18 protein-coding genes, 1 pseudogene and 1 other annotated feature are annotated in these 24,082 nt (G+C 49.7%); of the genes and pseudogenes, 14 read left to right on the top strand and 5 right to left on the bottom strand.

All coding sequences use genetic code 11. The features are described from left to right. Positions 1-2 precede the first annotated feature (2 nt). The 3 genes from queA (at position 3) to yajC (ending at position 2,566) form a co-directional block, all read left to right on the top strand. On the top strand, positions 3-1,061 hold the full coding sequence (gene queA / locus Q9R25_RS01305) for a tRNA preQ1(34) S-adenosylmethionine ribosyltransferase-isomerase QueA (protein WP_015881168.1): 1,059 nt from the start codon (positions 3-5) through the stop codon (positions 1,059-1,061). Next, positions 1,058-2,203: a tRNA guanosine(34) transglycosylase Tgt gene (gene tgt / locus Q9R25_RS01310; RefSeq protein WP_074037468.1), complete on the top strand. Its 1,146-nt coding sequence runs from the start codon at positions 1,058-1,060 to the stop codon at positions 2,201-2,203. The genes queA and tgt overlap by 4 nt, the downstream gene beginning before the upstream one ends. An 84-nt stretch (positions 2,204-2,287) precedes the next feature. Continuing rightward, entirely contained in the window at positions 2,288-2,566 is a 279-nt protein-coding gene (yajC, locus tag Q9R25_RS01315; protein ID WP_026826452.1) for a preprotein translocase subunit YajC, read from the top strand. A 25-nt stretch (positions 2,567-2,591) separates the two neighbouring features. Here the strand turns inward: yajC and Q9R25_RS01320 are convergent, their stop codons facing one another. Further along, positions 2,592-3,743 (bottom strand): NAD(P)-binding domain-containing protein, encoded by a 1,152-nt coding sequence (locus tag Q9R25_RS01320; protein ID WP_311282720.1) that lies wholly within the window; start codon positions 3,741-3,743, stop codon positions 2,592-2,594. Between the two features lie 180 nt (positions 3,744-3,923). On the opposite strand from Q9R25_RS01320, the gene Q9R25_RS01325 reads away from it, so the two are divergent. Beyond that, positions 3,924-5,714, top strand: a complete 1,791-nt coding sequence (locus Q9R25_RS01325; RefSeq protein ID WP_311282721.1) for a methyl-accepting chemotaxis protein — start codon at positions 3,924-3,926, stop codon at positions 5,712-5,714. A gap of 35 nt (positions 5,715-5,749) precedes the next feature. On the opposite strand, the gene zupT is transcribed toward Q9R25_RS01325, so the two are convergent. Then, complete coding sequence (gene zupT / locus Q9R25_RS01330; protein WP_074037465.1) at positions 5,750-6,610, bottom strand: zinc transporter ZupT; 861 nt, start codon at positions 6,608-6,610, stop codon at positions 5,750-5,752. 211 nt (positions 6,611-6,821) lie between these two features. Between zupT and secD the strand changes: the two are divergent. The 7 genes and pseudogenes from secD (at position 6,822) to aspS (ending at position 18,157) form a co-directional block, all read left to right on the top strand. Next, a pseudogene (gene secD / locus Q9R25_RS01335) lies at positions 6,822-9,039 on the top strand (protein translocase subunit SecD). A gap of 99 nt (positions 9,040-9,138) precedes the next feature. Beyond that, positions 9,139-11,433: a single-stranded-DNA-specific exonuclease RecJ gene (gene recJ, locus Q9R25_RS01340; protein ID WP_311282722.1), complete on the top strand. Its 2,295-nt coding sequence runs from the start codon at positions 9,139-9,141 to the stop codon at positions 11,431-11,433. Position 11,434: 1 nt separating this feature from the next. Beyond that, complete coding sequence (locus Q9R25_RS01345) at positions 11,435-11,953, top strand: adenine phosphoribosyltransferase (protein WP_074037462.1); 519 nt, start codon at positions 11,435-11,437, stop codon at positions 11,951-11,953. Between the two features lie 188 nt (positions 11,954-12,141). After that, on the top strand, positions 12,142-14,331 hold the full coding sequence (locus Q9R25_RS01350; protein WP_074037461.1) for a RelA/SpoT family protein: 2,190 nt from the start codon (positions 12,142-12,144) through the stop codon (positions 14,329-14,331). A 16-nt stretch (positions 14,332-14,347) separates the two neighbouring features. Further along, positions 14,348-14,791, top strand: coding sequence for a D-aminoacyl-tRNA deacylase (gene dtd / locus Q9R25_RS01355; protein ID WP_031421442.1), 444 nt, complete (start codon positions 14,348-14,350; stop codon positions 14,789-14,791). A gap of 38 nt (positions 14,792-14,829) precedes the next feature. Continuing rightward, positions 14,830-15,064: a binding site (T-box leader), on the top strand. A gap of 43 nt (positions 15,065-15,107) precedes the next feature. Continuing rightward, the gene (gene hisS / locus Q9R25_RS01360; protein ID WP_074037952.1) at positions 15,108-16,388 is read left to right on the top strand and encodes a histidine--tRNA ligase; all 1,281 of its coding nucleotides are present in this window, start codon (positions 15,108-15,110) and stop codon (positions 16,386-16,388) included. After that, the gene (aspS, locus tag Q9R25_RS01365; RefSeq protein ID WP_074037459.1) at positions 16,385-18,157 is read left to right on the top strand and encodes an aspartate--tRNA ligase; all 1,773 of its coding nucleotides are present in this window, start codon (positions 16,385-16,387) and stop codon (positions 18,155-18,157) included. Before hisS ends, aspS begins: the two co-directional genes overlap by 4 nt. A gap of 106 nt (positions 18,158-18,263) precedes the next feature. Here aspS and Q9R25_RS01370 read toward each other — a convergent pair whose 3' ends face one another. Continuing rightward, entirely contained in the window at positions 18,264-18,485 is a 222-nt protein-coding gene (locus Q9R25_RS01370; RefSeq protein ID WP_143180248.1) for a hypothetical protein, read from the bottom strand. After that, the gene (locus tag Q9R25_RS01375; protein ID WP_015881180.1) at positions 18,458-18,808 is read right to left on the bottom strand and encodes an iron-sulfur cluster biosynthesis family protein; all 351 of its coding nucleotides are present in this window, start codon (positions 18,806-18,808) and stop codon (positions 18,458-18,460) included. Before Q9R25_RS01375 ends, Q9R25_RS01370 begins: the two co-directional genes overlap by 28 nt. Positions 18,809-18,927: 119 nt before the next feature. Between Q9R25_RS01375 and Q9R25_RS01380 the strand changes: the two genes are divergently transcribed. Both Q9R25_RS01380 and Q9R25_RS01385 read left to right on the top strand, forming a co-directional pair. Next, positions 18,928-20,640: an ABC transporter ATP-binding protein gene (locus Q9R25_RS01380; RefSeq protein WP_074037457.1), complete on the top strand. Its 1,713-nt coding sequence runs from the start codon at positions 18,928-18,930 to the stop codon at positions 20,638-20,640. Positions 20,641-20,741: 101 nt separating this feature from the next. Next, on the top strand, positions 20,742-21,782 hold the full coding sequence (locus Q9R25_RS01385) for an alcohol dehydrogenase family protein (protein ID WP_311282723.1): 1,041 nt from the start codon (positions 20,742-20,744) through the stop codon (positions 21,780-21,782). 25 nt (positions 21,783-21,807) lie between these two features. Here the strand turns inward: Q9R25_RS01385 and Q9R25_RS01390 are convergent, their stop codons facing one another. After that, entirely contained in the window at positions 21,808-22,461 is a 654-nt protein-coding gene (locus tag Q9R25_RS01390) for a YczE/YyaS/YitT family protein (protein ID WP_196430452.1), read from the bottom strand. A 336-nt stretch (positions 22,462-22,797) separates the two neighbouring features. Between Q9R25_RS01390 and Q9R25_RS01395 the strand changes: the two genes are divergently transcribed. Further along, positions 22,798-24,012 (top strand): DASH family cryptochrome, encoded by a 1,215-nt coding sequence (locus Q9R25_RS01395; protein WP_311282725.1) that lies wholly within the window; start codon positions 22,798-22,800, stop codon positions 24,010-24,012. The last annotated feature ends 70 nt before the right edge of the window (positions 24,013-24,082 follow it).

Here is a 24,082-nt window from a genome sequence, read left to right on the forward strand (position 1 = left end):
ATATGCAAGACATTCAATTGAACGTAAACGATTATGATTTTGAATTGCCAGAAGAGTTGATTGCGCAAGTCCCATTGCTCGATCGGACAAGCTCACGCTTGCTCGTATTAGACCGCGAGACAGGGGACATCGAGCATCGCCATTTCCGTGACGTGCTCGATTATTTGAACGAGGGGGATGCGCTCGTCGTCAACGATTCGCGCGTCTTACCGGCACGCCTTTTTGGGGCAAAGCAAGAAACAGGCGGGAAAGTCGAACTGCTCTTGTTGAAGCAGACGGAAGATGATGTATGGGAAGCACTCGTCAAACCGGCGAAAAAAGTTCGTGTCGGCTCCATCGTTGAGTTCGGGGACGGCCTTCTCCGCGCAGAATGCGTCGAGGAGCTCCCAGAAGGTGGACGTCGTTTCAAGTTTGACTATGACGGCATCTTCTATGAGATTTTAGACGAGCTTGGAACGATGCCGCTCCCGCCGTATATTCGCGAACAACTCGATGACCAAGACCGTTATCAGACGGTCTATGCCCGTGAACGAGGCAGTGCGGCCGCTCCGACAGCCGGTCTTCATTTCACTGAGGAACTGCTTGAAGCGGCCAAAGCGAAAGGTGTCCGGTTGATCCCGCTCACACTTCACGTCGGCCTCGGGACGTTCCGTCCGGTGACGGCTGATTCTATCGAGGAACATACGATGCATAGTGAATATTTCGAGTTGTCGGCTGAATCGGCAGCTGCGCTTCGAGAGATTCGAGCGAATGGCGGTCGCATCTTTGCGGTCGGGACGACATCGACGCGCACGCTTGAGACGATCATGCGAGATCACGGGGACTTCGTCGAGTCATCGGGCTGGACGGATATCTTTATTTACCCTGGTGTTGAGTTAAAGGCAATCGATGGATTGATCACGAACTTCCATCTCCCTAAATCAACGCTCGTCATGCTCGTCTCGGCATTCGCGACGCGCGACATCATCTTACACGCTTATCGGACTGCGGTCGCAGAACGATACCGCTTCTTCAGCTTTGGAGACGCGATGCTCATCACGAGGAAGGAAGTAACAAAATGACAAAACATGCAGTCACATACGAACACATCCACACATGCAAACAGACCGGAGCGCGGCACGGAATCGTCCATACGCCGCACGGGTCGTTCGAGACACCGGTCTTCATGCCGGTCGGGACGCAAGCGAGCGTCAAAACGATGGCACCTGAACAGGTCAAGGCGATGGGTGCGAACATCATCTTGTCGAACACGTATCACCTTTGGGTTCGTCCAGGACATGAGGTCATCAAACAAGCCGGTGGACTTCATAAGTTCATGAACTGGGACGGGGCAATCCTCACGGACTCGGGTGGATTCCAAGTGTTCTCACTTGCCGACCTCCGAAATATCCAAGAGGAAGGCGTTCATTTCCGTAACCATTTGAACGGCGACAAGTTGTTCTTGTCACCGGAAAAGGCGATGGAGATTCAAAACGCGCTCGGGTCGGACATCATGATGGCATTCGATGAGTGTCCGCCTTATCCGGCGACGCATGAATACATGAAGAAGTCGGTCGAGCGGACGAGCCGTTGGGCGGAACGTTGCCTCGAGGCACACGAACGTCCAGAAGACCAAGCCCTCTTCGGCATCATCCAAGGTGGAGAGTATGAGGACCTTCGTCGTCAAAGCGCCCAAGACCTCGTCTCTCTTGATTTCCCAGGATATGCGGTCGGTGGTCTCTCGGTTGGTGAACCAAAAGATGTCATGTATCGTGCCCTCGAATTCACGACACCGCTCATGCCAGAGAACAAACCACGTTATTTGATGGGTGTTGGCTCACCGGATGCGTTGATTGAAGGGTCGATTCGCGGAATCGACATGTTCGACTGCGTTCTACCGACTCGCATCGCACGAAACGGAACGCTCATGACGTCGAAAGGTCGCGTCACGATCAAACAAGCGAAATATAAGACGGACTTTGGTCCAATCGATGAGAAGTGTGACTGCCATACGTGTAAGAACTACTCGCGTGCGTACGTCCACCACTTGATTCGAGCGGATGAGATGTTTGGCCTTCACTTGTGTACGACACATAATCTTCACTTCCTCGTGAAGTTGATGGAGCAGGTTCGTCAAGCGATTCGCGAAGACCGCTTGCTCGATTTCAAAGAAGAGTTCTTCGAAGAATACGGCTACAACAAGCCGAATGCGAAGAATTTCTAAAGAAACGTGTCGGACATTGTGTGACAATGCTTCAGTTTCACGGTATAATGAACCTGATATTGAAGGAAAGGGTGAATGTTACTCATGGAAACACTCGTTGCGTTATTACCAATGATCTTGATTTTCGTCGTATTTTACTTCCTTTTGATTCGTCCACAGACGAAACGCCAAAAAGAAGTACAATCGATGCAAAACGCCCTCGAGCGTGGCGACAGCGTTGTCACAATCGGCGGTTTACACGGCGTCGTTCATCAAATCGAAGACACACATGTCGTTTTGAAATGCGATCAATCGCTTCTTCGTTTCAACCGAAGCGCAGTTGCGGAAGTCGTGAAAAAAGCGAATGCCTCATTTGAGGAATAAGCAAGTAAGCGTCTGACCATCATGGTCAGACGCTTTTTTGTGTGGCTAGAAGTTGGGGGAGAATTCTACGAGCGGCCTCTTGTCCACCATAGATGGCTCTTGAGAACGGGCCGATGATCAAATCGGCGTAAGGACCGGTCAAGTAAAGTCCAGGCGTCCATTCAAGATGCTCATTCAGGACAGGGGTGCCACATGGGGTGAGAGATAGGTTGAATTGTTCGATCACGGGCTGAAGAAATGTCTCTTTCACAGGATGAGGTCTGATTCCCGTACAACAGACGACTTCTTTTCCGGCAAGTTGTTCACCGTTTACAAATAGCGAACCACTGTCCCGCTCGACTTCTCCGATGATGTGCGTCACAGCGTTCGTCTGTATGAGGCGCTTCACTTTTAAGACGAGATCGTTCGGAGCCGATCCCGGTTTTCGTTCACGGGCGATGAATGATCGTTTTGTCGTCCAGTCTTGTTTTAGACGATGGAAGTCATCTAATCCTTTCGGTCCCATGAACTGTCGATCGGCGTCAAATTGACTCACTTCGAGCGGACGTCTCGTCACAAGGGTGACACGGTGACCTTGATTGGCACGCTTCACGACATAGTGAAGTGCTGTGATGCCACCGCCGACGACAGTCACTTGATCCGATTCATCCGATTGATCTTTTTCGAACACGTGTCGACATTGTTCGTCGGCCCATTCAGGTAACACGACATTTTCCGATTGACCGATCGCGACAATGACCGAGTTCGCGATAATGAGGCGATGATTTGTTCGGGCATGATAGTGTGCGCCATCTTTGATGAGCGTCATCACCTGTTCATTTCCGAGGAACCGCTCATCAAAGCGATATGCGTTCCATGAGGATTCGGCATGGTCGTTGAAGAGTTCGAGCGATGGACGTCCGAACGTATCTTTGAAATGATTGGAACGATAGGCATAGCGCGAGGCGAACTGTTTCAACGCATGGGGATTCGAAGAAACGTGATGCACTTGGGTCGAACGTAGGTGCGACATAGAGATGGATGAAGTTTGTTGTTTCCAGTTCGATAACGGGTCAGTGAGACGGTCGACAATAATCAAATCCTCCAAGCACCCGCCTTGTTCCATATATGAGATGGCGAGGGTCATTCCGTGTACACCAGCACCAATGATTAATAACTTCGTATTTTCCACAATCATAGAGAATCCTTTCAAAGCGTAATAATTACGATTTAAAGTATACAAAGATGACTTCTTTTTGTCAAAACGAATCCGATTCAAAATTTATCCACCTCATTTCGAAAAATCGATTTGATTAATGAAAACGTTTGCACTAATCTCAAGTTGAGAAGAAATCCGAGATGAAGGAGAACGAATGACATGGACGTGAAACGATTGCTTAACCAGATGAAGAAGTGGAAAGGATGGAGCATAAAACGAAGTGGTACGAAACAGAGAGGACGCTCATCGCTGAGACGACGCTCATCGCTGAGACGACGTATGTCCATCGCGCTCATTCCGACGATCATTGCGCTCGTCATTGTCGGCGCGCTCGGATCATATCAATTGAGACAATCGACTGCCGCTTATGACCGGGTCCTCAGTGAAGGCACGAAGGAAATGCTGCTTGCAGAGAATCTATCATTAGCGGTGACGGATGCCGAACGCTACTTGAACTACTATATGCTTGTAGCCAATCCGAAGACGCTCATCAGTCTCCAGGGAGTTCAAGAACAACGAGACGAATTGATGGCTTCACTCAAGGCATCTTCTTCAGATGAGAAGATCTTGTCTTGGTTGGGAGATTTGGAGAAATTTAACGAGCTATTAGACCGTGAGATGAATCGTGCCGTCGAACTTCGTCAACAACAAGACGAAATCGGCTTCAAAACCGTTCTCAACACGAGTGTGACACCGACGACGGATCGGGTACGCATGACCGTGACCGACCTTGTCGAATATAAAGGGGAGCTCCTCGAGTCTGAGACGAAAGCGGTACAAGCAGATGCAGAAAGTTCAATCCTTTGGATGCTTATCATCAGTGTTGGTGGTGTCGTGATCGGGATTCTGTCCTTACTTGCGCTACAACGGCTTTTCCTAAAACCGATCAATCGACTCGGTCGTCAAGCACGCATCATGGCAGAAGGGGATTTGACTGGAGAAGATATCGAGGTCGCCTCAAACGATGAACTAGGGGACCTGGTTACGGCGTTCAATGAAATGAAGCATAATCTGGTCGGCTTGATTCGTCGGGTTGGTGAAGCGTCGGACAAAGTGACTGCATATTCTGAAGAACTTTACGCAAGCACAGACCATGTCGCGACAACGACCCAAGGCGTGTCCCGGTTGTTCGAAGAGATGAACGTGGCTGCGCAAGGATCCTCGAAGCGAGCGGAAGAAGGGACGATTGGCGTCAATCAAGCGGTGGATGGATTGAATCAAATCGCTGCGGCCTCACAAGGTGTGAATGAGCAGACGATACATACACTTGAGGCGGCGAATGGTGGACTTGAGACCGTTCAATTGGCAGAGAAACGGATGCAAGAAATTCGCCGTGCCAACGAGCTCACTCAACAGATGGTGAACCGTCTATCGAACCAATCGCTTGAAATCGAGAAAATCACCCGTTCGATCACGGCGATCACGGAACAGACGAACTTGCTTGCCTTAAACGCGGCGATTGAAGCAGCACGTGCGGGTGAGCACGGAAAAGGGTTTGCCGTCGTCGCGGCTGAAGTCCGGAAACTTGCCGAGGAATCGAAACAATCCGCCATTCAAATCCAGACCGTTGTCCGCGACATTCAACGTGACACGGAGCAAGTCGAATCGGCGTTCGAAGAATCGAGCGTACATGTGGAGAATGGGGTATCGCAAATGGGAGAAGTGGCCGAGGCGTTCCGTGAGATCGTATCGGTCATCGAAGAGACGTCCCGTCAAATGAGTGAGATTGCGGCAGCAACAGAAGAAGTGAGTGCCAATACGACTGAAGTTGCCGTCTCTGTTGAAGATATGTCGACAAACGCCGTCTCGACACAGCGAAGCGTCGAAGAAGCCGGTGCGAACGTCGAAGAACAGCTTGCCGCCATTCAAGAGATCAACGGCATCGCTGAAACGATGAGTCACATGTCGTCTGAATTAAAAGATGTCGTCCATGTGTTTAAAACGACATAACAAATGCCCTGACGCGCGCGTCAGGGCATTGCTCGTTACATTAATAGGATTAGACTTGTCGCCATGACGATCATACCAGCAACCATTCCATACATTGAATGATGGGCGTGTCCGTATTCACGGGCGGCAGGGAGCAATTCGTCAAGCGAGATGAAGACCATGATGCCACCGACCGCCGCGAACAAGAGTCCGAAGACGGTGTCGCTCAAGAACGGCATGAGTAACAAGAATCCGATGGCCGCTCCAGCTGGCTCGGCAAGCCCTGACAACATCGAAAGCTTGAACGCCTTCTTCCGTGAGCCCGTCGCATAATAAATCGGGACGGAGACGGCAATCCCTTCCGGAATGTTGTGTAGGGCGATGGCAATGGCGATAGCTAAGCCGACGGCCGGGTCATCTAGTGCCGAGACGAACGTCGCAAGTCCTTCTGGGAAGTTGTGAATCCCGATGGCGAGTGCCATGAAAATCCCCATTTTTTTAAGTCGATTTTGTACCTCTGGATGATTGATTGGAGCCGCTTCATTTGTCGTCGTCGTTGCGAGTTCATGTGTTGTCGGGTCATTCTGCATCGACTCGACGAACTTGACTTCGTGTGGATTCTCCATTTTCGGAATGAACTTATCGATCATACCAATCAAGAACATCCCACCGAAGAATGCGAGGACGGTGTAGATTGTACCCGTATATTCTCCGTGTGCGCCGACGAGTTCCTCGAGCGCTTTCGGGAAAATCTCGATGAACGACACGTAAATCATGACGCCTCCGGAAAATCCTAGCGAGATGGAGAGGAATGCCGTGTTCGTCCGTTTCGCAAAGAATGCGATCATACTCCCGATCCCGGTAGCTAGACCGGCGAATAGAGTAAGGAGAAAGGCATAAATAACTGTGCTGTCCATATGGAAAGACTCCTTTGATGTTTTGATGTTAGCTACATCATACATGAAGTTTTGCCCATGTGCAACATTTAGTCTTATATGCAAACTCAGTCGAACAATCCGTGAAGGTCGTTACAATTTTAGGAAAATGATTGATAAATGTTTAGAAAATTTGTAATGTTAACGAGAGAAGTTTTTATCAAGAACAGTGGTTTAGAAAGGAAATAGTCGTATGTACAAAAAAGGCAACATTGCGATTTTTGCGATCATCATGATTGCGACAATCCTGCTCGCAGTGTTCACGACACCATGGGTCGTCAAGAACACGAACCTCGGACTCGACTTAAAAGGTGGATTCGAAGTTTTGTATGAAGTACAACCGCTCGAAGACGGCGACGTCATCGACGAGTCGGCGATGAATGCAACCGTTCGCGCCATCAATAACCGAATCAACGTCCTCGGAGTTTCCGAACCGGACGTTCGAATCGAAGAAAACAATCGCATCCGTGTCCAGCTCGCGGGCGTATCGAACCAAAACGAAGCGCGCGAGGTTCTCTCGTCAACGGCACAATTGACATTCCGTGACGTGAACGACAACGTCTTGCTCGATGGGAAAGACTTGGCGCCGCGTGGGGCAGCGCTCAGCTACAACCAACAAGGACAACCGGTCGTTGAGCTGACACTTCAATCGGCCGACAAGTTTGGCGAAGTGACATCTGAGATTGCACAACGTCCAGCTCCTGAGAACCGTCTGGTCATCTGGCTCGACTATGAAGAGGGCGACACATATGAGGAAGAAGTTCAAAAAGAGAACTCGAAAATTGTGTCAGATGCTTCGGTAACGAGTCCGATCTTATCGGATAAAGCCATCATCTCAGGTGGTGGAATTGACGCGGAAAGCGGTCAACGCCTTGCGGACATCTTGAACGCAGGGGCGCTCCCGGTCAAACTAGATGAGATTTACTCGACATCCGTATCGGCCCAGTTCGGTCAAGATGCTTTAGAAGAAACGGTATTTGCCGCAACAATCGGAATCATCGCCGTATTCCTCTTCATGTTGTTCTTCTATCGTCTCCCAGGACTCGTATCGATCATCACGCTTGTTCTGTACATCAACTTGATCATGTTGTTCTTCAACGGAATCAATGCGGTATTGACGCTTCCAGGGATTGCAGCACTCGTCCTCGGGGTCGGTATGGCAGTCGATGCGAACATCATTACCGCGGAACGAATCAAAGACGAACTCCGCTCTGGAAAATCGGTCTTATCGGCATTCCGTGCAGGTAACCGTCGTTCCCTCAGTACGATCATCGATGCCAACTTGACGACGCTCATCTCGGCTGCGGTCTTGTTCTATTTCGGACAAAGCTCGGTCAAAGGATTTGCTGTCATGCTCATGATCTCAATCGGGATGACGTTCATCTCGAACGTATTCATCTCACGTTATTTGATGCACCTCCTTGTCTCAAGTCGTCTGTTCGACAAACGCAAAGGATGGTTTGGTGTGAAGGAGAGTGAAATCCGTGAACTTTAAGCTTACTGAATGGAATTACGTGAAACATATGCGCACGATGTTCTTGGTTTCGACGGCAATCGTCGTTCTCGGAATCGGTCTCTTGTTCTTCCGTGGGTTGAACCTCGGAATCGATTTTGCTTCAGGGACGCGGGTCGAAGTACTAACGGAAGAACGTGTGTCGCAAGAAGAATTCACGAAAGCGTTTAACGATGCCGGAGTTGACCAAGAGATTTCAAGCGTCCAATATGCAAATGAAGGTCGCTTGGCATACGTGACGTTCGTTGGCCAATTGGGCCAAGAGGAAGTCGCGAACGTCAAGACGGCGTTCACTGAACAATTCGGGAACGACCCGAACATCAGCACCGTCTCGGCTCAAGTCGGTCGTGACTTGGCGAAAAATGCTTTGTATGCGGTAGCCGTCGCTTCGATCGGGATTATTCTCTACATCACGGTGCGTTTCCAATTCTCATATGCACTTGCAACGGTTATCGCGATGTTACACGATGCCTTCTTCATGATCGTCGCGTTCTCGCTCTTTGGGATCGAGGTCAACTTGTACTTTATCGCCGCGATCTTGACCATCATCGGTTACTCGGTCAACGATACGATCGTAACGTTCGACCGGGTCCGCGAGAACATCACGTCGTATGAAAAGGAACGAAAAATCAAGTCGATGGACGTCTATGAGTCGATCATCAACAAGTCGATTCAAGAGACAATCGTACGGTCCGTGAATACGGTCATCACGGTACTCGTTACAGCGATTGCCTTGTATGTATTCGGGGCAGAGTCGATTCGCAGCTTCTCGCTCGCGCTCATCGTCGGACTTTTCATGGGGATGTATTCTTCGATCTTCATTGCATCGTATTTATGGCTCCTCATCAAACGTACGACAATCAACAAGAAAAAAGATACGCCGGTCACAGAGGCGTAACAAGTGGGTCTCCCTTCAATCGGGAGACCTTTTCAAATGTCAAGACGGCACATCTTTCACGCGGTCTGCTATAATCTACAATTGATTGGAGTGAAGGACATGTACCATTCGAAAAAACAGTGGCTCTATCCGGAAACAAATCCGGACGACGTTACGCGTTTACAAAACGAATTAAATATATCAGCACAACTGGCGACGTTGCTTGTTCAGCGTGGTCATCAAGACGTAGAAGCGGCCAAGGCATTCTTGTATGCCGAGGATGAACTCGTCTTTCATGACCCGTATTTGTTTGAACAGATGGAGAAAGTCGTCACCCGCATCAAACGGGCAGCAGACGATGGGGAGATGGTGCTCATCTATGGTGACTACGATGTCGACGGGGTCAGTGCCTCATCCGTCATGTGGCATGCGTTGACCGAAATCGGTGTCATGGCCGAGTGTTATATCCCGAACCGTTTCACTGAAGGTTATGGGCCGAACAAAGAAGCGTTCCAGTGGGCAGCGAACGAAGGATTCACCTTGGTCGTCACGGTGGACTGTGGAATTTCTGGGATTGAAGAAGCCACACTCTTAAAAGACCTTGGCGTCGATTTGATCATCACGGACCACCACGAGCCGAAAGAGACATTGCCGGACGCCTATGCAATCATTCATCCACATATCGACCCGGGATATCCATACGATAAACTCGCCGGTGCGGGAGTCGCTCTCAAAGTGGCGCACGCCGTTTTAGGGAGAATGCCGGAAGAACTCCTTGATTTGGCCGTCCTCGGAACGATTGCCGACCTCGTCCCACTCGACGGAGAGAATCGATTGCTCGCGAAGAAGGGGATTGTCGCGCTCGAGGCTTCAAAACGTCCAGGTATTCTAGCATTACGTGAAGTATGTGGTCTCGGTGACAGCGTATTGAACGAAGAGTCGGTCGGTTTCGCGTTCGGTCCACGCATAAATGCCGCAGGTCGACTCGATTCAGCGATGCCGGCATTACAAATGCTCCTGGCTGAACATGTCGAGGAAGCGCTCGAGCTCGCAAAACAGCTCGATAAGCAAAACAAAGAACGTCAAGACATCGTCAAGACGATCGCTGCTGAAGCGAAAGAACTCGTCGAAGCATCGATGACCGAGGACCGTGTACTCGTCGTGGCAAGTGAGAAGTGGAATCCTGGAGTTGTCGGGATTGTCGCATCTCGTCTCGTCGAGGCGTACTATCGTCCAGTCATCCTCCTTTGCCATGACCCTGAGACGGGTAAGGCGAAAGGATCGGGTCGTTCGATTGATGGGTTTGATCTCTTCAAGGAACTTTCGAAGAATGAAGATATTTTGCCACACTTTGGCGGTCACCCCGCTGCCGCCGGGATGACCCTTCAGTCGGAACATGTCGCCGAACTACGAGAGCGGCTGAACCGTCAAGCGGATTCTATCCCTGATGACGTGTTTGTGCCACGGGTGAACGTCGACTTGAAACTCTCCGTCAACGACGTCTCGCTCGACTTGATCTCAGAAATCGGAAAGCTCGCGCCGTTTGGTATGGGGAATCCATCCCCTCGTGTCGTCGTCGCAGATGCGAAACTGCGAGATATTCGCCAAATCGGACGGGATGCCACGCATTTGAAAGTACAGCTCGCTGGTGACAAGCGTGAGCTCGATGGCATCGGATTTGGATTCGGGCACGTCGTTTCAGAGATTTCAAAGATGGCTCATATCTCGGTGATGGGAAGTCTTCAAGTCAACGAATGGAACGGAATGCGTAAACCGCAGCTCATGATTCAAGATTTACGGGTCGATGACTTCCAAGTGTTTGACTATCGTGGGAAGAAAAAATCAATGCAAGAGTTGAAAGATTTGCCGAAAGAACAGACGTCATTTTTATCTTTCCAAGGGACGAACGAAGATTTTCCACTCCATGAAGGAGATGAGCCGCTCAACCGTTTCGTCGTTCTGCTCGATCTTCCGGACGATGAAGAGGTGCTCGCAGAAAAACTTCATGAGGGGATTGAACGCATTTATTGTGCCTTCGGTCAAGGAGACTCGTTCTTTGAACGTTTTCCGTCCCGTGAGGATTTCCGAACGTATTATGTCCATATGGCAACATGCGAACGGAAAAATCTACGTGAAAACCTGATTCGTCTGTCAAAAGAGCGAAAATGGTCAAAAAATACGATTCAATTTATGCATCAAGTATTCTCTGAACTCGAATTTCTTGTTACAATGGAAGACGGACTGCCTGGAGTCAATCCAGAAGCACCGAAACGCGATTTGACCGAGGCGCCGTGCTATCAACGCCGGATTGGGCGCCAACAACTCGAAGAGCGTTTCGTATACGCGTCATTGGCGGAGCTCAAAGAGCGGTTACAATCGTTGCGATCGAACAAGATGCAGGAGGCATACACATAAAATGGATTTCAAACAGCATATTAAAGAAGTAGCAGATTATCCGAAGGAAGGAATCAGCTTCAAAGATATCACGTCACTCATGCAAGATGGCGAAGTCTACAAGAAAGCAGTAGATGAGCTCGTCGTTTATGCACGTGAACGTGGAGCGGAGTTGATCGCTGGTCCGGAAGCACGTGGATTCGTCGTCGGTTGCCCGGCAGCGTATGCGCTCGAACTCGGGTTTGTACCAGTACGTAAAGAAGGAAAGTTACCACGTGAGACAGTACGAGTTTCATACGGTCTTGAGTATGGAACGGACATTTTAACGATGCACAAAGATTCAATCAAACCTGGACAACAAGTCGTCATCTTGGATGACTTGCTCGCAACAGGTGGTACGATTGAAGCAACGATTAAAATGATTGAACAACTCGGTGGTGTTGTGGCAGGAATCGGGTTCTTGATCGAACTCGACGGACTTGGTGGACGTGAGCGTCTTGAAGGATACGACGTGTTCTCACTCATCCGCTACGAAGACTAATTTGAACGGGAAGCGATATGCTTCCCGTTTTTGAATAGTTTTTAAGGAAAATAACCTACAACCTTTGACAGGTCGTCAGATTTTTTCGATAATGGTTATAAAAATCACAGAATCTTGAATACAAACTACTACCATGCTGCGACGAATCCGAGGCGATTGGAGCGGTTAGAAAAAGGGTGTCGAATGTTATGACCAAAAAACAAATCGTAAGTATTGAGGATCTTCTCGACGCGCTCGGGGAGTATATGGGTGACGACGATATAGCCGAAGTGAAACGCGCTTACGAATACGCAAAACTTCATCATACCGGTCAGTTCCGACGTTCGGGCGAGCCCTATATTCTCCATCCGGTCCAAGTGGCCGGCATTCTCGTTGATATCGGCTTAGACGCCACAACGATTATTGGAGCGCTCTTGCATGATGTTGTCGAAGATACGGATGTTTCGTTACAGCAATTGACGGACGATTTTGGTCCAGACGTGGCCATGCTCGTCGATGGCGTCACGAAACTTGGTAAGATTAAATATAAATCGAAAAAAGAAGAACTTGCTGAAAACCACCGGAAGATGATTATCGCCATGGCAGAAGACGTGCGCGTGATCTTGATCAAACTTGCGGACCGGCTCCACAATATGCGGACACTGCAGCATATGCCGAAAGAGAAACAAGTCCAAAAAGCGGAAGAAACGCTTGAAATCTTTGCGCCTCTCGCACACCGGATGGGGATTTCGACAATCAAGTGGGAGCTCGAGGATATTTCGTTACGTTATATCAACCCGCAGCAATACTATAAGATCGTCTCGATGATGAAACAGAAACGGACGGAACGGGAAGCACTCGTCACCTCTGTCATCACGGAAGTGAACGGGGTTCTTGAGGAAGTGCATATCGATGCCGACGTGAACGGTCGACCGAAGCACATCTATTCTATCTATAACAAGATGGTGAAGCATAAAAAAGAGTTCAATGAAATTTACGATTTGATGGCGGTCCGCATTATCGTCGATTCGATTCGTGATTGTTATGCCGTGCTCGGAATCATCCACACCCAGTACAAGCCGATGCCGGGACGTTTCAAAGATTATATCGCTATGCCGAAGCCGAACATGTATCAGTCGCTCCATACGACAGTGATTGGACCGAAAGGTGAGCCGCTCGAAGTCCAAATTCGGACGAAAGACATGCATTTCATCGCTGAGTTCGGGATTGCGGCACACTGGGCGTATAAAGAAGGGAAAAACGTCTCGACGAACGGATTCGACGAGAAGATCGCCCATCTTCGTGAGATTCTTGAGCTTCAAAAGGATACGACGGATGCCGAGGAATTCATGGAATCCCTCAAAGTCGATTTCTTTAGCGACATGCTGTACGTCTTCACACCGAAAGGAGACGTATTCGAGTTGCCGAAGGGCTCAGTCCCGATTGACTATGCGTACCGGATTCATACGGAGATCGGGCACCGGATGACGGGTGCGAAAGTGAACGGGCGGATGGTACCGCTTGACTACAAACTTGAGACTGGTGACATCATCGAAATCATCACGTCGAAGCATAGTTACGGACCGAGTAAGGATTGGTTGAAGCTTGCAGTTTCAAGCCAGGCGAAGAACAAGATTCGTCAATGGTTCAAACGTCAGCAACGTGAAGAAAACGTTGAAAAAGGGAAAGATCTCGTCGAAGCAGAAATTAAGAAACTTGGTTTTGAACCGAAAGAGATTATCGATGAACCTGCACTCAGTATCGTCGTCGAGAAGTTCAACTTCGGGAACGAGGAAGAGATGTACGCCGCTGTCGGTTATCAAGGCATCACTGCCGCACAAGTCGCACATAAGTTGACGGAGAAGCAGCGGAAAGAACCGAAACTCGAACTGTCGGAAGCCATCAGCGAATTGAAAGTCAGTCAGGCACCGAAGAAGAAAACGACGGAAGCGGGCGTGACGGTCAAAGGCATCGACAACATGCTCGTTCGCATGAGCCGTTGTTGTAACCCGGTACCGGGGGATGAAATCGTCGGATACATCACCCGTGGACGCGGTGTCTCAATTCACCGGAAAGACTGCTTGAACATTGTCAACGAACAACACCCAGAGCGTCTCCTTGACGTCGAATGGGAAGTCGGACAAGCGAAAGAGAAGAACTATAACGTCGACATCGAAATCACAGGATATGATCGCTCAGGTCTCTTAAACGACGTCCTTCAAGCAGTATCGGCGACGAATACGAATATCGTGGCCGTCAGTGGTCGGGGCGACCAAAACAAACAGGCCCGCATCTCGATGACCATCTCGATTCCGAATGTGAACCATTTGCAGAAAGTCGTCGAGCGCATCAAACAAATCTCAGACGTGTATTCGGTCAGCCGAGTCATGATGACGTGACGAAAGGAAGAGGAACGTGCGTGTATTATTGCAACGAGTGAAAGAAGCATCAGTCACAGTCGAGGAAGAAGTCGTCGGGGCAATCAATGCCGGGTACTTGCTTCTCGTCGGTGTGACACATGAAGATACAGAAGAGGAAGTGAACTGGCTCGCCGACAAGGTGACCGGACTTCGCGTCTTCGAGGACGATCAAGAAAAGATGAACTTATCGATTCAAGACGTGTCCGGACAAATTTTATCTGTCTCTCAGTTCACTTTATATGGAGACACGATGAAAGGGCGGCGACCTGCTTTTACAAAGGCCGCAAAACCGGATATGGCCGAGACGCTTTATGAAAAATTCAATGAGCGACTCCGGTCGAATGGGCTCGTCGTAGAGACGGGACGCTTCGGAGCGATGATGGACGTCGCCCTCGTCAATGACGGACCGGTCACACTCATGCTCGAAAAAAACGCTTGACAGATGCCGGCTTGATTCGGCATCATGAAGCATATAGTCAAACACCTACGATAAAGAAGAGTACGGTCAACCCACCAGCAAAGAGAGCGATGCCTTGGCTGAAAGCATCGACTGGATGATGACCCGAACGACACTTTGGAGGTGCTCCTTTGAAAGCGAGTAGGGGGAGCCGTTTCATCGGGCGTTAACCGATTTCGAGTGGCAGAGTTTCAAGTGATGGCTCTGCAACGAGGGTGGTACCACGGGAAACTGACACAGGCTCTCGTCCCTTTGCGGACGAGGGCCTTTTTGTATTTTTAAGGAGGGAAATGTGATGATGAAAGCACCACGCGGTACACAAGACCTGCTTCCGGGCACGGTCGAGACGTGGCAATATGTCGAAGAAAAGCTTCGCGACATGAGCGCCCGTTATAACTATAAAGAAATCCGCACACCAATCTTTGAAACGACGAACCTGTTCACACGCAGTGTCGGGGAAACGACGGACATCGTCCAAAAAGAGATGTTCACGCTCGTGAAGAAAGGGAAAGACGAGTACACGCTTCGCCCAGAAGGAACGGCATCTGTCGTTCGTGCGTTCGTGACGAACAAACTGTTCGGAAATCCGGACCAGCCGACCAAGCTCTACTACATGGGACCAATGTTCCGCTACGAGCGTCCACAAAAAGGTCGCTTCCGTCAGCTTCACCAATACGGTGTCGAAGCAATCGGTAGTAGTGACCCGGCCGTTGACGCTGAGGTCATCAGCCTCGCCTATTCGATTTACAAGTCGTTCGGACTTCAGAAAATCAAAGTCGTCGTCAACTCGCTTGGGGACGCGGAAAGCCGCAATGCCCACCGCGATGCGCTCATCCGTCACTTTGAGCCGGTGGCAGGCGAACTTTGCCAAGACTGTCAGTCACGCCTGTATAAGAATCCGCTTCGCATCTTGGATTGTAAGGTCGACCGCGATCACCCGTCGATGAAGACGGCCCCGTCGATTCTTGAATATTTGAACGAAGAGTCGAAGGCCTATTTCGACCAAGTGCTCGCACAACTTGACGCACTTGGTGTCGCCTATGAAGTCGACCCGACGCTCGTCCGTGGACTCGATTACTACACGCACACTGCGTTTGAAATCATGTCTGAGGCAGAAGGATTCGGAGCCATCACGACGCTTTGTGGCGGCGGACGCTATAACGGTCTCGTACAAGATATCGGCGGACCGGACATGCCGGGAATCGGTTTTGGAATCGGGTTGGAGCGTCTCATCCTCGCATTGGAGAATGAAGGAGTCCTACCTGAACTCGAGACAGGACTTGATGTCTTCATCGTCGCCCAAGGCGGAAAAGAAGTCGAATTGACGGCGACACGCCTCCTACAACTCCTCCGCATGGAAGGGTTCAAAGCAGACCGTGATTACCAAGGACGCAAGTTCAAAGGACAATTCAAACAGGCGGACCGTCTGAAAGCCAAGTTCACAGTCATCTTAGGGGATGACGAAGTCGAACGAGGGTCAGCCGCCTTGAAAGATATGACGACTGGTGAACAAGTCGACGTGCCACTCTCGGCCGTTGCAGACAAAATTCGTGAACTATCGGAAGGAGCAGGACAATGATCGGACGCACACATATGAACGGCCGCGTGACAGAGTCACTCATCGGCCAGGAAGTACAATTAAAAGGATGGGTACAAAAACGTCGTGACCTCGGAGGTCTCATCTTCATCGATCTTCGTGACCGCACAGGGATCGTCCAAGTCGTCGTTCGCCCAGAGAACGAAGCGGTCCACCAACTCGCGGAGACGATTCGTAGTGAGTTCGTCCTCGACGTGAAAGGGACGGTTCTCGAGCGTGAGAACAAGAACCCGAACATGCCGACAGGAAATATCGAAGTCATCGCTTCAGAGATCAACATCTTAAACGCTGCGAAGATGACACCAATCCCAATCGGTGACGAAGCGGAAAACGTTTCAGAAGACCTGCGTCTCAAATACCGTTACCTCGACCTTCGTCGTCCGGCGCTCCAAGAGACGTTCCGTCTCCGCTCGAAAACGTCGAACACGATTCGTAACTTCTTGACGGAGCAAGAGTTCCTTGAAGTCGAAACACCGATTTTGACGAAGTCGACGCCAGAAGGCGCACGTGACTATCTCGTACCGAGCCGTGTCCACGGTGGTGAGTTCTATGCACTTCCACAATCACCACAGCTCTTCAAACAGTTGCTCATGGTCGCAGGATTTGACCGTTACTTCCAAATCGCACGCTGCTTCCGTGACGAGGACCTTCGTGCAGACCGTCAACCTGAATTCACACAAGTCGACATCGAAACGAGCTTCATGGACATCGAAGACTTGATGGCGATGATGGAATCGATGATGGGACAAGTCATGGAATCGACGCTCGGTCGTACGGACACACCAGCGAAGTTCGAGCGGATGACACACGCGGAAGCGATGCGTCGTTTTGGTTCGGATAAACCGGACACGCGCTTCGGTCTCGAACTCATCGACGTGGCAGACGCTGTGAAAGGTGCTGGCTTTAAAGTGTTCGATGCAGCACTCGAATCAAACGGGCAAGTCAAGGCGATCAACGTCAAAGGTGAGGCGGACAACTTCTCACGTAAAGACATCGACAAGCTTCAAGAGTTCACGGCGGTGTACGGTGCGAAAGGTCTCGCATGGCTCAAAGTGACAGCGGAAGGCTTGAACGGTCCAATCGCGAAGTTCTTTGATGAGACATACGCACAGAAGCTAATTGAAGCCACAGATGCAGAAGCAGGTGACCTTCTTCTCTTCGTCGCATCGAAACCAACTGTCGTTGCAGACAGCCTTGGCGCACTCCGCGTCAAGCTCGGTCACGAACTTGGTCTCATCGACGAATCGAAGTTCAACTTCCTTTGGGTAACGGACTTCCCACTCGTAACGTTTGAAGAAGAAGACGGTCGCTTCTATGCGAACCACCATCCGTTCACGATGCCAAACCGTGAAGACCTCCATCTTCTCGAGACAGATCCGGCAAGTGTACGCGCGGTTGCGTATGACCTCGTCTTGAACGGTTACGAACTCGGTGGCGGTTCACAGCGTATTTATGAGCGTGACATTCAAGAGCGCATGTTCAAATTGCTTGGTTTCACACAAGAAGAAGCGGTTGAACAGTTCGGCTTCTTGCTTGAAGCGTTCGAATACGGTACACCGCCACATGCGGGAATCGCACTCGGTCTCGACCGTCTCGTCATGATTCTTGCAGGTCGTTCGAACCTTCGCGACACAATCGCCTTCCCGAAAACGGCTTCGGCAAGCTGTCTCTTGACGCAAGCACCGAGCCCTGTCGCGGACGCGCAACTCGAAGAGTTATCGATTCGTACGGCAATAAAAGAGAAAAAATAAGCATAAAAAAACGAGGGTTGCCATGGCAATCCTCGTTTTTTGTATGTGTGAAACGGATTTTGGATTCAACACGATGGTAGATATTTAATTGGAACACATCCTCTTGTTAACGTTTATCCTCTTCTCGCTGCATATATTTCGCTGTTCGCTGCAACGCGAAACCAAACGCAAACAGCGAGGCGATGACTGCGGACATCGTATAGACCGAATCGATAAACGCCAGATAGATTCCAAGTAGTCCGAGACCGAAACTCACGAAAAAGAGAATGAGGAGTCTCGGATGTTGTTTCAGTGTCTGTTTCATCGGCTCGGAACGTTCAACTGACATCCTGTGCCGTCCGTCACGAGTAGATTCGAATTGAACACTTGGCCGTCACTCTTCAAGACGAGCGTACGACGGTCTTCGAGGAAATCGATTTTCATCTGTTCATCTAAAAACACTTTTGTCCAGTTTTTGATTAAGATTGGTCCGATGTTGGATTCGATTTCAACGTCTTCCGGAGTCGTCTCGGTTACGTATCGAATCTCAAAGATTCCGCTGTTCCCACAACCACAACCTTCTGTCTCATAAAAGAGGTGCATCTGTCCTTCGCGTTCGCCTTTCAATGACTCGATTCGTTCAAGGGCACGATCTGTAATGTGTACATGCATGTGTATCACTCCTTACTTTTATTATACGCCGTTTGAAAAAAGAATGAAAAAGGGATGCATCCTGTTTTCCACCTTTCGGAAAAAAGCGTACACTAAATGAAGAGAAGGGGGAAGAGAGAATGATTTCACGTTTTTTTAGTTATTATCGACCACATAAAAAGTTATTCCTACTCGATTTTTCATTCGCAATTCTCGTCGGACTGCTTGAACTTGGATTTCCGCTTGCCGTTCAATGGTTCATCGACGACTTGTTGCCGGGTGGGGAATGGAACTGGATTATCATTGTCAGCATCGGCCTGTTGATTCTATACATATTGGCCATGATGATGCAGTACGTCGTCAACTACTGGGGACATAAGCTCGGCATCAACATCGAGACGGACATGCGGGAAGAGTTGTTCACGCATATCCATAAACAGTCGTTCCGCTTCTTTGACAATCATAAGACCGGCCATTTGATGAGCCGGGTCACGAACGACTTGTTCGATATCGGGGAAGTGGCGCACCATGGGCCGGAAGACTTCTTTATCGCCATCATGACGTTACTCGGTGCGTTCGGGATCATGTTCTCGATCGACCCAGAACTCGCACTCGTCACCGTTGTCGCAGTACCGTTCCTCATCATCATGATCACGTATGCGAATAAGAACATGAACAAGGCGTGGCAAAAGATGTACACGAATATCGGGGAAGTGAACGCGCGCGTCGAGGACAGTGTGTCCGGGGCACGCGTCGTCCAATCGTTTACGAACGAGGCGTTCGAAATCGGGCGTTTCCAAAAAGACAACAACTTCTATCGCGGCTCGAAGATTGAAGCGTATCGCGTCATGAGTACGTCACTCGCAGGTATCTATATCACGACGCGTCTTATGACGTTGCTCGTCCTTGTATACGGGGCGTACTTGACGTATGAAGGACAACTATCGTACGGACAACTCGTCGGCTTCATCTTGTACATGAATTTACTCATTAAGCCGATTGAAAAGATCACGGCGCTCCTCGAGATGTATCCGAAAGGGATGGCAGGGTTCAAACGATTCACGCAGTTGCTTGATGAAGAGCCGGACATTGAGAACCGAGCGGATGCGACAGAGGTCGAAACGTTGACAGGCGATATCGTCTTCGATGACGTCTCATTCGGCTATTCAGACTACCGCCAAGTGTTGACAGATATTGACTTGTCGATCGAGGCAGGGACGACTGTTGCCTTAGTCGGGACGAGCGGGGCTGGAAAGACAACCATCTGTTCACTCATTCCGCGTTTTTATGACGTCACAAAGGGTGCCATCTCGATTGACGGCATGGATATCCGGAACATGACGAAAGAGAGTTTACGTCGTCAAATCGGAATTGTGCAACAAGATGTCTTCTTATTTGCGGGTACGCTACGGGAGAACATTGCTTACGGGAAACTGGATGCGACCGATGCAGAGATCATGCATGCGGTGGAAAAAGCACATCTCGGCACGCTCGTCGAAGAGCTCGAGCACGGTCTTGATACACAAATCGGAGAGCGTGGACTAAAACTCTCCGGAGGTCAGAAACAACGCATCGCCATTGCGCGTATGTTTTTGAAAAATCCGCCGATTTTAATACTCGATGAGGCGACCTCGGCGCTCGATACGGAGACCGAGGCCATCATTCAGGATTCATTAAATGAACTGGCAGCAAATCGAACGACGCTCATCATCGCGCACCGTTTAGCGACTGTAAGGAATGCCGACCGGATTCTTGTCGTGACGGCAGAAGGAATCGTAGAAGATGGAACGCACGAAGAACTCAGTCAAAAAGGTGGCGTCTTCACGAACCTGTTACAACGTCAACAACTATAAATCGAGGGCTGCCTGATAAAGGGCGGCCCTTTTTTGGCGTGATAACAGCATTTCGTGGGTAAATACTTATGGATGAACGAAAGCGAAGGAGGCAAAATACCATGAAAGCTGTACAAGTCATAGGATATGGGGACGTTGACCAACTCCAAGTGGTTGATATCCCGAAACCGTCTCCGAAAGCAGGAGAAGTGCTGATCAAGGTACGCGCCTGCGCGATTAACAATACGGAAATATGGATGCGAGAAGGGGCTTATGGAACTGGGGAGAAGTCAGGATGGCGCCCGGAAGGCGTCCAGTTCCCACGCATTCCCAGTTCAGACATCACTGGTGAAGTCGTCGAGCTCGGAGATGGGGTCGACCAAGGGATGATGGGTCGACACGTCGTCTTATTCCCGTTCACCTCGAGCGGACCTGAGCGGAAGGAACACTTGTCGGACGATATGTCCTTTATTGGATCAGAGTATGACGGGGGCTACGCGGAGTATGTATCATGGCCGGCTGACCTTTGTTTTGACATGCCGCTTGATGATTTCGTCGAGAGTGCAGTCTTTTCCGTAAGTGGTCTCACGGCTTGGCATATGAACGAGCAGTTACACATCCGTTCCGGTGAGACGATTGTCGTCACTGGGGCAAGTGGCGGGGTCGGCTCACTCAACATCCAAATTGCGGCGAACGTATTCGGGGCGAATGTGTTCGCTATCGTCGGTGATTTGAAAAACGAGCAAGAGTTAAAAGCGCTTGGGGCGACCGAAGTGTTTTCCTACCGTTCTGAGACGCTCGCCGATGATATCATCGCTGCGAACGGTGGCCCGGTCGACGCGGTCCTCGATGTCGTGGGAGATACGCTATTTGATGTATCTCTAAACATCTTGAAAAAGGGAGGGAAGTTCTGTATCTCTGGTTCGGCGGGAGGACAGACGACCCATCTCGACTTCCGGACGCTGTACTTGAAACATATCGCGATGTACGGGTCTGTTCTCGGGACACGATATGAATTCGCGGAGATGTTGCGCTCGGTCGCCGAAGGGAAGCTAAAACCGGTCATTGACCGGACGTTCCCGCTTGAAGAGGCACGTGAGGCACAGGCGTATTTTAAACAATCGGGTAAGTTCGGAAAGATTGTGCTCATTCCGAACACATAAAAAGAGAGGAGATCTCCTCTCTTTTTCATGCGAATTTTACTTTGAGACGATCGACATAGGCGATGAACAGGCGGAACCGTTCTAGCCAAAACTGGAAGAACGGACCGATGAGGAAAATCGATAAGACGGTCCCGAAGAAAAGTGGCCCGCCGAGTGCCCAACCGATGAGACAAGCGGTCAGTTCCATCCAAGTCCTCATGGCACGGACGGACGTTTGGAAACGGTCTGCTAAGGCAAGTGTCAATCCATCGCGTGGACCTGCACCGTACCCGACGGCGACATAGAGACCAGCTCCCATGCCCATCACAAATATGCCGAATGTGAGCCAAACAATATTCACAATCATCCCTTCGAAAACAGGGAGCCATTGCTCATTTAATATCACGTTCATGAACACCCCGACGAACACCGCGTTAACTAGAGTTCCGAACTGAGGACGGATGCGGTCGAGTATGTATTTAAATAGAACGAGTAAAAGACCGACGCATAAAATCACCGTCCCGATTGAAATCGGAAGATGGTGAGCGATACCGATATGAAGGACGTCCCACGTGGAAACCCCGAGATTTGCCGTGATCATGATAGATGAACCGAGCGCGAGTAAGAACAACCCGGTCATGAAGAGACCCCATTTGAAGAGAATGCGTAAAAGGTGGATAGATCGGACGTGCACGAACATCGCCTCGTTTCAATAGAATGATTGATTTATCTTAGCACAGGCGATTGAAAAACATAAAAAAAACGTCTCAGCTTATTGGCTGAGACGTGAGTGTTATTTCTTCGGTGATTTCTTTGCCTTGTTCTTTTTATAGTAATCGTAGACGAACGGTGCGACCGCCGTCGCGATTTTAATCAATGTTCCCATTTTGCCTTTCTTAGCCATTATGTTGCACCCCTTTCTCTTCTAGAAGAATATATTCCACACAATTTGATTTTGAAAACATATCTCGAGCACATTCCATCTTCATGACAAAGATTATAACCCATCATACTATAGGGTGGAGGAGGTCTAATGATGAAAACAATCATATGGTACCAAAATGATTTACGTATTGATGATCATTTACCGCTTGAAGAGGCACTTCGCCATGACGATCCGATCGAAGGTCATTTTTTTATCAGTCCGAATCAGTTCGTTGAAAATCGTTATGGCGTCATTCCACTTGGGAAGGAGCGACTTCATTTCCTGAAGGAGTCGCTAGAAGATGTGGCAGGTTCGTTAGACGCACTCGGGATCCCATTTTTTGTTCATGTTGGTCATCCGCTCGAGACGCTCGACCCGGCCGACCGTCTCTTGTTTCAGCGGGCAGTCGGGTACAATGAGCGCCGACGTGAAAATGAAGTGATCAAAAAATGGAAAGGGGAGTACGAGACGTTCGGTGGATTCACGTTATTTGAAGAGGGGGATATCCCGTTCGAGAAGATGCCATTTCTCTTCACGGAGTTTCGAAAAGCGGTCGAATATGATGTACGCCCCCGAGAACTGATTTCCCGTAAGGCGACGGCTGCCACACGCGAGGTGACGTTCCCATTTTCGATTCAAGAAGTAAAGCAAGACCCGAGGACGGCGTTTCCGTTCAAAGGTGGCGAATTGGCAGCGAAGCGTCGATTGAATGACTATTTGTCCGTGCCGATTCGAACGTACAAAGAAACGAGAAATGGTTTTGGTGTCGATGACTCGACGAAGCTATCTTCTTATTTAGCGAACGGCTCGTTATCACCTCGACGGGTATTCTTTGAACTCGAGGCACATGAACGAACGCATGGGGTAAATGAATCAACGTACTGGCTGTACTTTGAACTATTATGGCGTGAGTTCTTTCAATGGGTCGCACTCGAGCAAGGGAAAAAATTATTTCGATCACAAGGCATCCGGTCGAAACGGAAAGACTGGCGAGTCGAGGCGGATGTCATTGAAAAATGGCGAAAGGGAGAGACGGGTGTTGATTTCGTAGATGCGTTTATGCGCGAACTGAATGCGACGGGATGGATGTCCAATCGGGGGCGACAAATCGTGGCGAATTATTTTTCAAAAGAGTTAAAACAAGATTGGCGTTACGGGGCTTCCTACTTTGAATCGAAACTAATCGATTATGACGTGGCGAGCAATTGGGGGAATTGGGCGTACCAGGCGGGTGTCGGGAACGACTCGCGCGACCGCCGTTTCAACATCGAGCGTCAACAGTTCACGTATGACCCGGACCGTGCGTTTCGTAACAAATGGTTGTGACCAAACTGTCACGTGAAGTCGGCGTTTCTCATTGACTTCTTTTTACAGAAGCGCTATAGTTAAATCAACA

This window comes from Exiguobacterium sp. BG5(2022), from assembly GCF_031844365.1.
Classification (GTDB): Bacteria; Bacillota; Bacilli; order Exiguobacteriales; family Exiguobacteriaceae; genus Exiguobacterium; species Exiguobacterium profundum.

Excerpts from the sequence above, each read along its gene's own strand:
- hisS (WP_074037952.1), top strand. The coding sequence starts at position 15,108 with ATGAAAGCACCACGCGGTACACAAGACCTGCTTCCGGGCACGGTCGAG.
- queA (WP_015881168.1), top strand. The coding sequence starts at position 3 with ATGCAAGACATTCAATTGAACGTAAACGATTATGATTTTGAATTGCCA.
- Q9R25_RS01385 (WP_311282723.1), top strand. The coding sequence starts at position 20,742 with ATGAAAGCTGTACAAGTCATAGGATATGGGGACGTTGACCAACTCCAA.
- Q9R25_RS01370 (WP_143180248.1), bottom strand. The coding sequence starts at position 18,485 with ATGTCAGTTGAACGTTCCGAGCCGATGAAACAGACACTGAAACAACAT.
- recJ (WP_311282722.1), top strand. The coding sequence starts at position 9,139 with ATGTACCATTCGAAAAAACAGTGGCTCTATCCGGAAACAAATCCGGAC.
- aspS (WP_074037459.1), top strand. The coding sequence starts at position 16,385 with ATGATCGGACGCACACATATGAACGGCCGCGTGACAGAGTCACTCATC.
- Q9R25_RS01345 (WP_074037462.1), top strand. The coding sequence starts at position 11,435 with ATGGATTTCAAACAGCATATTAAAGAAGTAGCAGATTATCCGAAGGAA.
- zupT (WP_074037465.1), bottom strand. The coding sequence starts at position 6,610 with ATGGACAGCACAGTTATTTATGCCTTTCTCCTTACTCTATTCGCCGGT.
- Q9R25_RS01375 (WP_015881180.1), bottom strand. The coding sequence starts at position 18,808 with ATGCATGTACACATTACAGATCGTGCCCTTGAACGAATCGAGTCATTG.
- Q9R25_RS01320 (WP_311282720.1), bottom strand. The coding sequence starts at position 3,743 with ATGATTGTGGAAAATACGAAGTTATTAATCATTGGTGCTGGTGTACAC.
- Q9R25_RS01390 (WP_196430452.1), bottom strand. The coding sequence starts at position 22,461 with ATGTTCGTGCACGTCCGATCTATCCACCTTTTACGCATTCTCTTCAAA.
- yajC (WP_026826452.1), top strand. The coding sequence starts at position 2,288 with ATGGAAACACTCGTTGCGTTATTACCAATGATCTTGATTTTCGTCGTA.
- tgt (WP_074037468.1), top strand. The coding sequence starts at position 1,058 with ATGACAAAACATGCAGTCACATACGAACACATCCACACATGCAAACAG.
- Q9R25_RS01325 (WP_311282721.1), top strand. The coding sequence starts at position 3,924 with ATGGACGTGAAACGATTGCTTAACCAGATGAAGAAGTGGAAAGGATGG.
- Q9R25_RS01380 (WP_074037457.1), top strand. The coding sequence starts at position 18,928 with ATGATTTCACGTTTTTTTAGTTATTATCGACCACATAAAAAGTTATTC.
- Q9R25_RS01350 (WP_074037461.1), top strand. The coding sequence starts at position 12,142 with ATGACCAAAAAACAAATCGTAAGTATTGAGGATCTTCTCGACGCGCTC.
- Q9R25_RS01395 (WP_311282725.1), top strand. The coding sequence starts at position 22,798 with ATGAAAACAATCATATGGTACCAAAATGATTTACGTATTGATGATCAT.